At 75.5% G+C, this 12693-nt stretch carries 16 protein-coding genes; 8 read left to right on the top strand and 8 right to left on the bottom strand.

The features are described from left to right. The first annotated feature begins 60 nt into the window (after window positions 1–60). Window positions 61–276: a hypothetical protein gene (locus C7Y72_RS10310; protein WP_107568656.1), complete on the top strand. Its 216-nt coding sequence runs from the start codon at window positions 61–63 to the stop codon at window positions 274–276. Window positions 277–348: 72 nt separating this feature from the next. Here the strand turns inward: C7Y72_RS10310 and C7Y72_RS10305 are convergent, their stop codons facing one another. From C7Y72_RS10305 to C7Y72_RS10295, 3 genes are read right to left on the bottom strand one after another with little or no spacing between them, the layout of a single operon-like run. Next, window positions 349–957 carry a DUF3618 domain-containing protein gene (locus C7Y72_RS10305; RefSeq protein WP_107568655.1) on the bottom strand — a complete coding sequence of 203 codons (609 nt, stop codon included), beginning with the start codon at window positions 955–957 and terminating at the stop codon, window positions 349–351. Continuing rightward, a complete protein-coding gene (locus tag C7Y72_RS10300; RefSeq protein WP_107568654.1) occupies window positions 921–1343 on the bottom strand; it encodes a phage holin family protein in 423 nt (140 codons plus the stop codon). Before C7Y72_RS10300 ends, C7Y72_RS10305 begins: the two co-directional genes overlap by 37 nt. Further along, entirely contained in the window at window positions 1340–1933 is a 594-nt protein-coding gene (locus C7Y72_RS10295) for a hypothetical protein (RefSeq protein WP_107568653.1), read from the bottom strand. The genes C7Y72_RS10300 and C7Y72_RS10295 overlap by 4 nt, the downstream gene beginning before the upstream one ends. A 162-nt stretch (window positions 1934–2095) precedes the next feature. On the opposite strand from C7Y72_RS10295, the gene C7Y72_RS10290 reads away from it, so the two are divergent. From C7Y72_RS10290 to C7Y72_RS22775, 3 genes are all read left to right on the top strand, one after another. Next, window positions 2096–2857, top strand: coding sequence for a sigma-70 family RNA polymerase sigma factor (locus C7Y72_RS10290; protein WP_158276781.1), 762 nt, complete (start codon window positions 2096–2098; stop codon window positions 2855–2857). Window positions 2858–3004: 147 nt separating this feature from the next. Further along, entirely contained in the window at window positions 3005–3760 is a 756-nt protein-coding gene (locus C7Y72_RS10285; protein WP_107568651.1) for a SigB/SigF/SigG family RNA polymerase sigma factor, read from the top strand. A gap of 216 nt (window positions 3761–3976) precedes the next feature. Continuing rightward, on the top strand, window positions 3977–4222 hold the full coding sequence (locus tag C7Y72_RS22775; RefSeq protein WP_146175324.1) for a hypothetical protein: 246 nt from the start codon (window positions 3977–3979) through the stop codon (window positions 4220–4222). Here the strand turns inward: C7Y72_RS22775 and C7Y72_RS10280 are convergent. Both C7Y72_RS10280 and C7Y72_RS10275 read right to left on the bottom strand, forming a co-directional pair. After that, complete coding sequence (locus tag C7Y72_RS10280) at window positions 4216–6033, bottom strand: glycosyltransferase (protein WP_107568650.1); 1818 nt, start codon at window positions 6031–6033, stop codon at window positions 4216–4218. The genes C7Y72_RS22775 and C7Y72_RS10280 overlap by 7 nt on opposite strands. Then, window positions 6030–7097, bottom strand: coding sequence for a glycosyltransferase (locus C7Y72_RS10275; protein ID WP_107568649.1), 1068 nt, complete (start codon window positions 7095–7097; stop codon window positions 6030–6032). Before C7Y72_RS10275 ends, C7Y72_RS10280 begins: the two co-directional genes overlap by 4 nt. Window positions 7098–7313: 216 nt before the next feature. Here C7Y72_RS10275 and C7Y72_RS10270 point away from each other — a divergent pair, with 216 nt between their 5' ends. From C7Y72_RS10270 to C7Y72_RS23240, 3 genes are read left to right on the top strand one after another with little or no spacing between them, the layout of a single operon-like run. Then, a complete protein-coding gene (locus tag C7Y72_RS10270) occupies window positions 7314–7769 on the top strand; it encodes an SRPBCC family protein (protein WP_107568648.1) in 456 nt (151 codons plus the stop codon). A gap of 3 nt (window positions 7770–7772) precedes the next feature. Next, entirely contained in the window at window positions 7773–9299 is a 1527-nt protein-coding gene (locus C7Y72_RS10265) for a phytoene desaturase family protein (RefSeq protein ID WP_107568647.1), read from the top strand. Window positions 9300–9346: 47 nt separating this feature from the next. Beyond that, entirely contained in the window at window positions 9347–9793 is a 447-nt protein-coding gene (locus C7Y72_RS23240) for a GAF domain-containing protein (protein ID WP_158276780.1), read from the top strand. Here the strand turns inward: C7Y72_RS23240 and C7Y72_RS10255 are convergent. From C7Y72_RS10255 to C7Y72_RS10245, 3 genes are read right to left on the bottom strand one after another with little or no spacing between them, the layout of a single operon-like run. Then, a complete protein-coding gene (locus C7Y72_RS10255) occupies window positions 9783–10289 on the bottom strand; it encodes a TspO/MBR family protein (RefSeq protein ID WP_107568645.1) in 507 nt (168 codons plus the stop codon). The two genes, C7Y72_RS23240 and C7Y72_RS10255, sit on opposite strands and share 11 nt — an antisense overlap. Window positions 10290–10298: 9 nt before the next feature. Then, the gene (locus tag C7Y72_RS10250; RefSeq protein WP_199223908.1) at window positions 10299–11423 is read right to left on the bottom strand and encodes a glycosyltransferase; all 1125 of its coding nucleotides are present in this window, start codon (window positions 11421–11423) and stop codon (window positions 10299–10301) included. Continuing rightward, window positions 11420–12235, bottom strand: coding sequence for an SDR family NAD(P)-dependent oxidoreductase (locus C7Y72_RS10245; protein WP_107568644.1), 816 nt, complete (start codon window positions 12233–12235; stop codon window positions 11420–11422). The genes C7Y72_RS10250 and C7Y72_RS10245 overlap by 4 nt, the downstream gene beginning before the upstream one ends. Before the next feature lie 93 nt (window positions 12236–12328). Between C7Y72_RS10245 and C7Y72_RS10240 the strand changes: the two genes are divergently transcribed. Beyond that, window positions 12329–12691 carry an STAS domain-containing protein gene (locus C7Y72_RS10240; protein WP_107568643.1) on the top strand — a complete coding sequence of 121 codons (363 nt, stop codon included), beginning with the start codon at window positions 12329–12331 and terminating at the stop codon, window positions 12689–12691. The last annotated feature ends 2 nt before the right edge of the window (window positions 12692–12693 follow it).

The following is a 12693-nucleotide window of genomic DNA, read 5'->3' as shown; positions in this document are numbered from 1 at the left end:
GCACTGAAGAGCACCCCCTGCGCACGCGTGGCGCCCGCGGGCCCCGGGCACCCGGGTGGCATGGAGACCGATCATCGCTTCACCGTTCCCGCCGACGTCGAGCTGGTCCGGGGCCCGGGCTCCGAGGAGCCGGCCCTGAGCCCGGACGAGGAGGAGCTTCCGGGCATCGCCGACCGGCCGGAGCGTCCCTCGTCGCCCGATCAGGACGAGGAGGAGGAGGGGAAGCCCGACGGGCCCGAGCCGGATGACGACCCGGCCACCGCCGGTCGGGGCTGACCGCACGACGACGGCTCGATGACCCGCCCGAGATGTCGGGCGGGTCATCGACCGGCCACGTCGACCCAGCCCTCAGCCGGGTGACGACCCCGGGCCGGGGCGGTCGGGTTCGGGACCGTCGGCGCCCGCATCCGCATCGGACTGCGGTCCTTCGTGCGCCGCGTCGCCCACGGCGGATCCGGTGTCGGTGACCCCGAGCTCGTCCCCGGCTTCCCGGGCGTGGTCACGCACCGTCTGGGCCATGTCGCCGGCGGCGCCGCGCGCCGCGTCCGCTGCTTCCTGCACGGTGTCGCGGCCGTGCTCGGCTACGGTCTCCGCGGCCTCGTGCGCCTGCTCCCCCACCGCCTCCTTGACGGGGGCGAGGTGCCGGTCCTCGGCCTTCGTGTTGGGGATCAGCAGCCCGGCGACGAAGCCGACCGCGATGGCCCCGACCGCGAAGCCGAGCGGGTTCTCCTGGGCGACGGCGGAGACCCGCCGGCCCTGCTGCCGGACGTCCGCCGCCCCGGGGACCGCGTCCTGCGCGACGCCCAGCCGGTTCTTCACCCGGTCGACGCCGTCGCTCACCTTGTCGCGGGCGCGAGCCCCGACATCGGTCTTGTAGGCGAGCGCGTCGACGGTCTCCCCGAGTCGCTCGCGGGTCTCCTCTATGTCCTGGCGGATCGTGCCTGCTTCGTGGCCCATTCCATGTCCTCCTTCATGCTCTCGGGTGCTTGTTGAGGGACGAGCGGGGTGGCGGCGCGCAGGCGCGCGCGGCCGACGGCGGCCTCGACCGCGGCGATCGCCGCGAAGAGGCCCGTGGTGATGAGTCCGGCCAGCCATGTCGGCATGGCGGTGTCGAGCGCGGCGACGACGGTGACCATCAGCGCCACGAGCGCGACCAGGGCCGTCGCGCCTGCACCACCGAGGAGGCCGGCCCCGACGCCGGCGGCACGGCTCTTCTGCTGCAGCTCGGCGCGCGCGAGTGCGAGCTCCTGGCGGACGAGCAGGCTCGTCTCGCGCGAGAGCTCGGTGAGCAGCTCCCCGACGGGACGTTCCCGCGGTTGCGGAGCGGATCCTGAATCCGTCATGGTGCGTCGGCCGGCGGGGCGGCGTACGCCGGTGTGGATGGCCCCGGCGCCGCGGGCGCCCCGGTCGGGAACCCCGCTCCCGGCGCGCCATCGACCGCGGCGTTCGACGGGGGGAGCGCCCGCGGTCGGTCGCTCCCGGTGCCCGGGGACTCCTGATCCGCGGAGGTCGAGCGCCGGCCACCGCTGGAGGCGCTCAGCAGTCGGGACGCGGCGAACCCGAGCGCGAGTCCACCGACGACGACGGCTGCGGGGTTGCGCCGTGCGTAGGCCTCGGCGTCGCGGATGAGACGGTCCGCGTCGGCCTCGGTGAGATAGCGACCGGCGCCGTCGACACGTTCGGCGGCGTGCTCCACGAACCGGGCGGGGGCGTCCCGCCCCTCGCCGCGGAGGTGCTCGGCGACCGCGCGGGCGTCCTGCGCACCCTCGCGCAGACGGCCGGCGGCGTGGGTGGTGCGATCGTCGATCTCGCTGCGGGCCCGCTCACGCGCCTGCTGACCGACGTGGGCCGCGGTCTCCTGGGCGGCGTCGGCGCCGGCGCGGAGCTCGTCCTGCAGGTGCTCCGCAGGGGAGTCGGTGGATGGGGGTGACACGGCATGGACCTCCTCGGTGGGAACGGAGCTGCGGCGGGTGCCCGTGACGCTCGAGGCCCAATCACGACGGTTCGAGGGTTTGCGCGCCAACGGTTCCGGCGAGGCCAAGGGGACGACGTCGCCGCTGCGACGCCGGCACATCACCACGTTGGGAGTCCTCCCATGGACACCGCCACCACCCGACGCATCGAGCTCGAGCTCCTGCGTCGCTACGCCGAGCACGGCGACTTCGCCGCCCGTGACGAGGTGATCGAGCGCACCATGTCGCTCGTCCACTTCGTCGCCCGCCGCTACGTCGACCGCGGCCTGGACTACGACGAGCTCGTGCAGGTCGGGTCGATCGGCCTCGTGAAGGCCGTCGACCGCTTCGACCACCGTCGCCAGCACGCGTTCGCGAGCTTCGCGATCCCGAACATCGCCGGCGAGATCCGCCGCCACTTCCGCGACCACGGACAGGTGCTGCGCGCGCCGCGGGACGTGCAGGAGAAGGCGGACATGCTGCGGACCACGACCGACCGCCTCGTCTCGCGTCTGCAGCGCCAGCCGTCGACGGACGAGGTGGCGCTGGCGGCGGGCATGACGCTGCGCGAGGTCCTCGACGTGCAGGCCGCGGTGCATCGCAGCCACGCCGCGTATCTCGACGAGCCCGTCCGCGAGGACGAGGACGCGCAGTCGCGGTTGGACCGCCTCGGCACGATCGAGGAGGGCTACGAGCAGGTCGAGGCGCGCGCGGTCGCCGCCGACGGGCTCGACACGCTCCGAAACCGTGAGCGACGCATCGTCGCGCTGCGCTTCGACGAGGGGCTCACGCAGACGGAGATCGCCGAACGCGTGGGCATGTCGCAGATGCACGTGTCGCGGCTGCTCCGCCAGGCGCTCGACGACATCCGCGAGGTCATCGAGAACCCGGCGCTGGGCGCGTGAACGCTCCCCAACCGGGGGTGTCAAGACCGAAACGGGACACCGTCCGGGGACCTCCCGGGCGGTGTGGGAGCCTCGAAGGGCGTCACCCGAACCCAGCCGCGGCCGACCGGGTCGCACTCGGGACACCCACGCATCGAGGGGAACGACATGGACACCGCCACCACCCGGCGCCAGGAGCTGCTGCTCCTGCGCCGCTACTGCGACACCGGGGACTTCCGTGCCCGCGACACCGTGATCGAAGGCGCCATGCCGCTCGTGCACACGGTCGCCGCCCGCTACGCGAACCGCGGGGTCGACCACGAGGAGCTCGTGCAGGTCGGTGCCGTCGGCCTCGTGAAGGCCGTCGACCGCTTCGACCCGGACCGGGGACTGGCGTTCTCGAGCTTCGCGGTCCCGAACATCGCCGGGGAGATCCGCCGATGGTTCCGCGACCACAGCCACGCCCTGCGGCTCCCGCGCGACGTGCAGGAGCACGCGGACGAGCTGCGCCGCCACGCGGATGCGCTCGCCACCGCGCACGGACGGCGCCCCACCATCGCCGAGCTCGCACAGGCCAGCGGGCTCCCCGCCGCCGTCGTGCTCGAGGTCCAGGCCGCCGTGCACGAGGTCCGCGTCGCCTCGCTCGACGCCGCGGTGACCGAGGACGCCGACGCCGTCGCCCGGGTCGACACGATCGGGACCGTCGACCACGGCTACGAGGTGGCCGAGGACCGGGCCCTCGCCCGGACCGGCCTCGCCGGGCTGCGGGAGCGCGAGCGTCAGATCGTGCGGCTGCGCTTCGAGGACGGACTCACGCAGTCCGAGATCGCGCAGCGCGTCGGGATCTCGCAGATGCACGTCTCGCGGCTGCTGCGACGGGCGATCGCGGACATGCGCGCGACGCTCGACGCCGACGCCGGCTGAGGACTCACCGTCTGCCGCTTCCCGCGATGGACCGTCGTCGCCGCTCGCGCAGACCCATCGGATGCATCCGTCACGGAACCCTCGACGACACCGCGGGAGGGTCCGACTGCCTGGCTATCCCACGTCCGTGCGCTCGGGCCGCGTCCCGCCTCCCCGGGCATCCGCCGGCAGGGCACCCGGCGGTTTGCCTGCGGCGCGCTCGGACACCCGGAACGGATGAGCCTTCCCCGATCTGTCCTGCTGCTCGCGCTGTGCGGAGGGGCGGCCGCCGCGCTCGCGCAGCGGCGGCGCGGTCTCCGCGACGAACGACCGAGCCCTGCCGGACCGCCGCCCGCCCCGTCCCCCGCCCCCGCGCGGGGTCCGCGGCCCGCGCCGCAGCCGGGCACGTCCGGCGACGATGCCCGGCGCGACGAGACGCTCGAGCAGTCGTTCCCGGCGAGCGACCCGCCGGCCAGCTACTGACCCTCGTCTTTCTCGCCGGTCACCGCGGCGGCGAGCGACGCCGGCAGCAGTCCCGCTGCCGCGAACGCCCGCAGCCACGGCACCATCGGCCAGTGACCCCACGTCCGCTGGAAGCGGACGGCGTTGGCGACGACGGCAGCGGCCCGGTCGTACGGGACGCCGCCGCCCTCGTGGTGACGGTGGACGACGTCCGCGGCAGGCGCCCAGTGCAACGGCACGCCCACTGCGCGGCAGCGCCACGCGAAGTCCGTGTCCTCCGCTCCGTAGCCGCGGTACCGCTCGTCGAACCCGCCGACCTCACGCACGACCGTCAGGGGCACGCCCAGGGCCACGGTCCAGGCCAGCCCCCAGTCCGAGCAGGGGATCGGCGACCCGTCCCCGACCGCGGGGGCACTGCGAGCCGGGTGCTCGCGAGGTGCCCCACGATCGGGCGGCTCGTAGAGGACGCGCGGCAGCACGACGCCGTCCGTGCGTCGGACCGCCGCCGCGAGAACCGCGACGGTGCCCGGGCGGACCGTGCAGTCGACGTCGAGCAGCAGCGCCACGCCGGTCGGCGGAGCGGCGGCGAGCGCTGCGTTGCGCGCCGCCGCCAGCGGCAGCGGCTCCCCCTCCCGCGTGCCGGGGACCTCGACGACCTCGGCGTCCGGCGCCGCCGGACGCGGGTCGGGTCCGCCCATCCACGCGACCACGTGGCGGGCCTCCGGAGCGTGCCGGCGCAGCGATTCGTGCTGGGCGGCGAGATGCTCGAGGCGTCCGTGCACGAGCGTGCACACGACCACCGGGTCGCGGCCGGACGCGGCCGGAACCCGCCGCGCGGGGCGGTGTGCCACCACCGCGCGGGCGAACGGGACGGCGCCCTCCGGGTCGAGCAGCTCGGGCGCGCGGCCCGGGCCGCGGGCGACCGCGTCGCGCAGCACCCCGGACCAGTCGGCCACCGCCGGATCGGGGACGTGCAGGGCGGCCCCCGTCGCGTGCAGCCGTCGCGCCTTGTCCCGTTGCTCGCCGTACGGACGGTCGTCCGCGACCACCACGAGGGGCCGGCCGGTCGCGGCCGCGTCCATGACCGCGTTGTGTCCCGCGGCCACGACGATCACGTCGGCGCGGCGGAGCACGGGGCCGGGGTCGTCCTCCCAGGGTCGGTGCTCGACCCCCTCGGGCAGGACCCCGCCGGCGGGCCCGAGCACGACCATCGGGCGCCCGGGCTCCTCGCGTGCCACGCCCCGCGCGGCGCTGGCGATCGCGTCCCCGCCGCCCCGGCCGCCGAGCAGCACCACCGTGCCGTCCCCGGGCGCCGCCGCCCGCGCGCCGGGCGCCAGCAGGCTGAACCCGCCCGTCCAGGTGGTGTGCGACGCCCACGGGTCGGGCTGCCCCTCGTCCAGCCAACGGGGCCACGGGGCGAGCAGCCGCGCGGCCGCACGGTAGGCGTGACGGTGCGCCTCGTCGTCGCGGTCACCGTGCTGGCGCACCACGAGGACCCGGGCTCCCAGCAGTCGCCCGAGGAGCGCGACCTCCACGGACACGTCGACGACCAGCGTCGCGGGGACGTGCCCTGCCAGGAAGGTCGCGATCTGCGCCATCCGCCCGGCGAGTCCCGGGCTGTCGAGCGGAGCGTGGTGGGCGAGCCCGGGCAGGACGGCACTCGACCCCAGGCCACCGTCGTCCAGCGGCAGCGTGAGGACCTCCGCGAACGGATGCCCGCGCGGCGGGCGGCTCGAGCTCAGGAGCGCGACCGGCTCGTCGAGGGCACGGGCGAGTGCGGTCGCGCGCCGGAGGTGCCCGCTGCCGTGGTGATGGGCGTAGTAGGCGATCACAGGCCGCGGTAGCAGTCCTCGTAGCGGCGGACCATCGCGTCCACCGTCCACCGCCGAGCCGCCTCTCGCGCGCAGTGCGCGCGATCACACCGTCGGGCGCGGGCGATCGCGTCCGCGAGCGCCGCCGGGTCGCCTGGGGTGGCGAGGGCGCCGGTTCGTGCGTCCAGCAGCTCCGGCAACGCGCCTCGGGCGAACGCCGCGACCGGGGTCCCGCACGCGAGTGCCTCCGCGACGACGAGCCCGAACGGCTCGTCCCAGGCGGGCGTCACCAGGCAGACGGCACGCGCGGCCACGAGCTTCGCGAGCTCGGCGCTCGTGCGATGCCCGAGCAGACGATCGACGGGGCGCAGCAGCGGCGCCACGCACGTCTCGTGGTACTCGCGGTCGTGGACGGGTCCGGCGATGTCGAGCGGCAGCCCGGCCAGGTGCGCCGCGCGGAGCGCGAGATGCGGGGCCTTCTCGGGCACGATGCGACCCATCCACACCGCCCGGTCGAGCACCGGGCCCGGCCGCGGTCGCCACGTCTCGGTGTCGACCGCGTTGGGGATGACGGCGCAGTCGGGCACGGTCGCCTGCCAGGCCGCCGCATTGGCCTGCGAGACGCTGACGTACGCTCCGTGCTCCCGAGCGGCCGCGTGGGCGCTCTCGAGCCACGGCGTGGGCGGCGTGTGCAGCGTCGTCACGAACGCGCAGGACAGCGTGCTCGCCATCGCCACCGGCAGGTAGTGCAGCGCGTTGTTGTGCACGACGTCGAGGTCCTCACGCTCACGCAACCGCAACATGAGATGCAGATAGGCATGGTGCTCCCCCATGAACCCGTCGGCGAGCATGCTCGGGTCCCGACGCGCGGCCTCGGACAGGTCCAGGCGCGTCGCGCGCGCGCAGACGGGCTCGACCCCGAGCCGCGGATCGCTGTCGGCGGACGCGAACACCACCACGCGATGCCCGCGATCGCGCAACCCGCGGGCCAGCTGCGCCGTATGGGCCTCCAGCCCGCCCGCGAAGGGCTCCCGCAGCGCGTGACGCGCGGAGGCGATGATCCCGACGGAGAGCGGCCGATGCACGGCGGCCCGGATATCCGGCCCGTCCGGTCCCGAACGCGAACCGGGCGCGCAGGCGTCCGGGACGGCCCGGCGTCGCCGTCCGTCGCGTTTGCTGCGTCGGACACCGGGCACCCGGCCGCCATGAACCGCATCGTGTACCTGACCGCGCTCGGCATCGCCGGTCCGTCCCACGTGCGCTGGGACGACGTCCGCCGCATGCTCGTTGGGCGGTAGCCCGTGGCCACGAACGAGACCGTCGTCGACGCCACCGTCGCGGAGACGTTCCGCGTCCTCAGCACGGCGCGCCTCTACCCGGAGTGGGTGGTCGGCGCGAAGGCGTACCGCGGCGAGGACCCCGGCTTTCCCGCCGTCGGCACGCGCCTGCACCACACCGTCGGCATCGGACCCCTGACACTGGACGACAACACCGAGGTGCTCGAGCTGGACCCCGGCCGGCGGATCGTGCTGCAGGCGCGAACCAGACCGCTGGGCACGGCGCGTGTGCAGCTGCGGCTGGAGCCGACCCCCCGGGGTACCCGGATCGTGATGGACGAGGGGCCGGGGGACGCGGTGAGCCGCCTGGTCTTCAACCCGCTCGCCGACCTGCTGCTGCGCGGACGCAACGTCGAGGCGCTGCGTCGCCTCAAGCGCATCGTCGAGACGCAGTCCCGCTCCGGCACGCCCGCGGCCTGACCCGTGACGGGCACCGAGCGGTGCGTCGTCGTCGGCAGCGGTCCCAACGGTCTCGCCGCCGCGATCCGCCTCGCGCAGGCCGGCCGCCCGGTCACCGTCCTGGAGGCCGCCGACCAGCCCGGTGGGGCGGTCCGCACCCAGGAGCTGACCCTGCCCGGGTTCCGGCACGACACGTTCTCGTCGGTCTACCCGGCGGCGGCCGCCTCCCCGGTGTTCGCCCGCCTGCCGCTCGCCGCCCACGGCCTGCACTGGGTGCATCCGGCGGCGTGCGTCGCCCATCCGTTGCCCGACGGCTCCGCCGTCGCCCAGTATCGCGACGTCGCGCGGACCGCCGCGTCGCTGGACGCCGTCCATCCCGGGGACGGCGAGCGCTGGGCGACCTTCGCCGCCCCGTACCTCGACGCGATCGACGGCGTTCGGCGCACCATGCTCTCCGGGTTCCCACCCGTCGGCGGCCCGCTGCGGCTGCTGCACCAGGCCGGCCCGGCGCGGCTCGCGGCGTTCGCCCGGCAGCTGCCCGAATCGGCGGTCGGACTGGGGCACCGGCTGTTCGAAGGGGCGGGATCCCGCGCGTGGCTCTACGGCGGCGCGATGCACGGTGACACGCCGCCACAGGGCCGCGGCAGCGCCATCGCCGCCTTCTACCTCTACCTGCTCGGCCACGCCTCGGGATGGCCGAGCCCCCGTGGCGGGGCGGGAGCCCTGTCGGACGCGCTCGCGGGCGTCCTGCGATCGCTGGGCGGGGAGATCCGCTGCGGTGCCGAGGTCCAGCGCATCACGGTCGCGCACGGCCGGGTCACGGGCGTGACCGCCCGGGGTCTGGGCCACGTGCGCGCGTCGAGCGTCGTCGCGACGGTGATGCCGCACGCGCTGCTGCGCCTCGTCGACGCCGATCTGGGGCGTTGGTACGGGGGCCGGTTGCGGGCCTACCGCTACGGCGCCGGGACGGTGAAGGTGGACTGGGCGCTCGACGGCCCGATCCCGTGGAGCGCGCCGGGCGCGCGCGAGGCGGGCACCGTGCACGTGGCCGGGGACGAGGAGACCTTCCTCGACGCGGTCGAGCGCGCAGCCCACGAGATGCCCGCGCGCCCGTTCCTGCTCCTGGGCCAGCAGTCGCTGGCGGACCCGACCCGCGCGCCCGAGGGCCACCACACCGCCTGGGCCTATACGCACGCACCGACGCAGGCGCTCCTGGCCCCTGGCACGCTGGAGCAGCACGTCGCCCGGATCGAGGCGATGGTCGAGCGGTTCGCCCCCGGGTTCGGCGACCGCGTGCTCGCCCGGCACGTCCTGGGACCACGGGAGCTCGAGGAGCGCGACGCGAACCTCGTCGGCGGCGACGTCGGCGGCGGCAGCTATCGCCTGTCGCAGCTGGTGTTCCGCCCGCTGCCCGCGCTCGACCCGTACCGCACCCCGGTCCGCGGGTTGGTCCTCGGCAGCGCAGCGACCTTCCCCGGCGGAGCGGTCCACGGCGTACCGGGCGATGCCGCGGCCCGCTCGGCTCTGCGGAGTGGACCATGGGTGCGCTGACGCCTGGCGTGCACCGCGCGCCGATGCGGGGCCGCGACCGACCGGAGGTGCCCTCCGGGGTCGGGGCGGCGTTCGGTCTGCGGCACGGGCTGGTGGGGATCGGCGGCCGGCTCGTGCCGCCGCCGTCGACCCTGCCCGAGGCGGTGCTCGCGCTCACCGCGACCGACGGCGCCCGCGTCGCGCGGCGCCTCGCGCGGTTCGCGGCGCTCCCCCTCGGAGATCTCGTGTGGACGCGAGAGGGCGACGGGGCGTTTCGCGTGGGGCGCATCACGGGCTCGTGGCGCTACGTCACGGCTCCGGCCGCGGACCGATGCGGGATCCATCACGTGCGGCCGACCGAGTGGGCCCCCCGCGCCGTCCCGCACGACGCCGTCCCGGCCGCGGTGCTGGCCGCCTTCGCGCGTGGCGGGCTGAACCTGCAACGCATCCGCGCCGCCGACCCGGCGGCATCGGAGATCTGCCGGCGGCGCGCGGGCGGCGGCGTCAGTTCGTGAGCGCGATCGTCCACGTCAGGACGGTCGCGAACGACACCCAGAGGGCGTAGGGCACGAGCAGCACTGCTGAGCGCGGGGCCGGCCCGCGCAGACGCACGGCGAGCGTGACGGTCGTCGCCAGCAGCACGACCACCTCGATGCCCGCGAGGACCGGCGCGTGGCCCTGGAAGAAGATCCAGCTCCAGGCGACGTTCAGCACGAGGTTCACCGCGAACAGCAGGTGCACGGGCCGGAACGCCGCGGTGCCCGCGGTCGCGCGGGTCGCGGTGATCCCGGCGACGGCGATCAGCACGTAGAGGACCGTCCACACGATCCCGAAGACGGGACCCGGCGGCTGGAACGGTGGCAGGTCCAGCCCCTCGTACCAGGACGATCCGGTGTCGGAGGCGAGCCCGCCGGCGAGGGACACGGCGACGAGCGCAAGGGCCCACCCGACGACGACGGTCGGTCCGGCGGGCCGGGCACGCAGGGGCGCGGTCACGGGAGCGGTCGACATGGGTCGGGTCTACCCGGCGGGCGCCGCCGCGACGCGCGCCGGTGCGGCCCCGAGCGTGCCACCGAGCACGGCGTGGTACAGCTCGTGGTGCGCGCGGGCGAGGGCTCGGCGCTGGCGGGCACGCGCCACGCGGTCCGCCGGTCTCGGCGGGCCGTCGGCGATCGCCCGCCGCAGCGCATCGTCGAGCGATGCGACGTCGAGGCCGTCGTCGTCGTGGCCGTAGACCGCGCACGGTCGTTGCTGCGCGTAGTACCCGCACGAGGGGGCGACGACCGCGGTGCCCAGGTCCGCGCACGCCTCGAGCCAGCCGCTGTGCGTGCCCCACGCGTACGGGAGCAGCGAGACGTCGAGCCGCTCGAGATAGTCCCACAGCTCCTCGTCGTCGAAGTACGGGTGCTCCACGAGGTCGACGCAGTCGTAGGTGTCGCGCAAGGCGCGCAGCCCCTCGGTGACGTCCGGCCGGAACGCGGCGGTGCCGGGCTCGACGACCTCGTCGTGCAGGTCGATCCGCAGACGCACGCCGGGCACGCGAGCGATCGTCGCCGCGGCCGCGGTCGCCACGCGCAGGACGGCCATGTTCGGCCGGACGCTCTTGGCGTGGAGGCCCACGACGCGTCCCGCGCCGGGCCGCCGGGCGCGTCGGGGTCGGTCCAGCGGCACCACGTGCGGGTGCGGCAGCACGAGGGCGGTCCGGCCCCAGCGGCGCCGGAGCTCGGCGGCCGCCCCGGGGGTCAGCGTCACGATCGCGGCCGCGGCCCGGACGAGCGCATCGAGCTGGGCGTCGTGCAGCGCCCGGTCGTCGTGGTGCGGGTTGCGCAGGTCGTGCACGGTCAGCACGAGCGGGACGGCGAGCTCGGCGAGCGTCCGCCCGAGCTCGGCCAGCTCGGCGGGACTGCGGCCGTCGAAGCCGAAGTGGACGTGGAAGACGTCGAAGGCCGCCCGGTGTTCGCGGACCCATTGCGGCAGGAGCATCTGCGGCGGGTACCACGGGACGGGACCGGGGCCGGTCGCCCGCTCGGGCAGGCGTCGCACGAGCGGCGGCTCGTCCGGGGCGTCGAGGTGCCGCACGTACACGTGGGTGGCCGGGACCGAGGCGACGCGCAGGGGCACCGGGCGCTGCGGCGACGTCGTCACCGCTCGTCCCGGTCGGCCGAGCCGGGCTCGGCCTGCCGACGGTGCATGGCGGCCTTGACGCGGTCCGGGAGGACACGGGACGCGAGTGCCTGCGCCCTGGTGGAGAGATCCCCGGAGACGACCCGCTCGTCCCCGTCCATGAGCGCGGCGTAGCCGTCGGCGGCGACGGTGGCGGCGTCCGCCTTCTCCCCCGCCCCGACCTGCGTGTCGAGCATGTCGGCCCGGGCGAAGAACTCGGTGTCCGTGGGCCCGGGCATCAGCGCGGTGACGGTGACCGCGGTTTCGCGGAGCTCGTCGCGCAGGGCGAGCGCGAAGGACTGGACGAACGACTTCGAGGCGTTGTAGACGGCCTGGTAGCTGCCGGGCATCGTCGCGGCGATCGACGAGGTGAAGAGGATCCGCCCGTGGTCGCGCCGGACCATGTCCCGGGTGACGTGCTTGGCGAGGTGGACGGTCGAGCGGACGTTCAGATCGACGATGCGCAGCTCGTCGGCGAGGTCCGTGCCGGTGGCGAACGCGCCTCCGGCGCCCGCGCCCGCGTTGAGGGCGGCGATGTCCAGGCCGCGCCCCGTCTCCCGCACATGCCGCACGAGCAGGTCGACGTCCTCGTCGCGGGTGAGGTCCAGTCGGGGTGCCTCGACGGTCCCGGCCCCGGCGGCCTCGACCTCGGCGCGGGCGTCGTCGAGCGCGTCGTCCTCGGCGGTGATGACGAGGTCGTAGCCCTCGGCGGCGAGCAGGAGCGCGAGCTCGCGGCCGATGCCGGAGGAGGCGCCGGTGACGAGCGCGAGAGGACGGGTGGGGGTGGTGGCCATGACCGCACCGGCTGTCCACCTCCGGCATCGGCAAACGCGACGGGCGCCGCCGCTCGAGTGCGCAGGACCGCGACCACGGGCTATGCTGGGAGCATGGGCCAGCGCGACACGGGCGCGCACACGTTCGACGTCACCGTCGGACGCCGACGCGCCACCATCCGATTCGATCGCGATCTCGACCTGTCCTGCGTCGCGGCCGCCGATGGCGCCGTGGACGAGGCGTTGGCGGCGTCGACTCCGTCCGTCGTCGTCGACCTGACCGGCGCACGGTTCCTCGACTCGACCGGCGTGTCCGTCCTCCTGCGCGTCGCTCAGGCGACGCGGGCCCGGGGCGGCCGGACGGTCGTGGCGGCGGAGGCACCCGGGATCCTGCGGGTCCTCGCGATGCTCGGGCTCGACGACGAGCTTCCCGTCCGCGCGGACGTCGCGGCGGCCGAGCGACTCGCGGACGGCTGACC

The sequence above is a fragment of the Paraconexibacter algicola genome (assembly GCF_003044185.1).
Classification (GTDB): Bacteria; Actinomycetota; Thermoleophilia; order Solirubrobacterales; family Solirubrobacteraceae; genus Paraconexibacter; species Paraconexibacter algicola.
The sequence above is the reverse complement of the archived record's forward strand: the minus strand, read 5'-3'. Positions and strand labels throughout refer to the sequence as shown.

Bases quoted from the DNA above. Each gene is read 5' to 3' on its own strand.
- C7Y72_RS10290 (WP_158276781.1), top strand. From the start codon at position 2,096: ATGGACACCGCCACCACCCGACGCATCGAGCTCGAGCTCCTGCGTCGC.
- C7Y72_RS10305 (WP_107568655.1), bottom strand. From the start codon at position 957: ATGGGCCACGAAGCAGGCACGATCCGCCAGGACATAGAGGAGACCCGC.
- C7Y72_RS10245 (WP_107568644.1), bottom strand. From the start codon at position 12,235: ATGGCCACCACCCCCACCCGTCCTCTCGCGCTCGTCACCGGCGCCTCC.
- C7Y72_RS10300 (WP_107568654.1), bottom strand. From the start codon at position 1,343: ATGACGGATTCAGGATCCGCTCCGCAACCGCGGGAACGTCCCGTCGGG.
- C7Y72_RS10240 (WP_107568643.1), top strand. From the start codon at position 12,329: ATGGGCCAGCGCGACACGGGCGCGCACACGTTCGACGTCACCGTCGGA.
- C7Y72_RS22775 (WP_146175324.1), top strand. From the start codon at position 3,977: ATGAGCCTTCCCCGATCTGTCCTGCTGCTCGCGCTGTGCGGAGGGGCG.
- C7Y72_RS10255 (WP_107568645.1), bottom strand. From the start codon at position 10,289: ATGTCGACCGCTCCCGTGACCGCGCCCCTGCGTGCCCGGCCCGCCGGA.
- C7Y72_RS10310 (WP_107568656.1), top strand. From the start codon at position 61: ATGGAGACCGATCATCGCTTCACCGTTCCCGCCGACGTCGAGCTGGTC.
- C7Y72_RS10285 (WP_107568651.1), top strand. From the start codon at position 3,005: ATGGACACCGCCACCACCCGGCGCCAGGAGCTGCTGCTCCTGCGCCGC.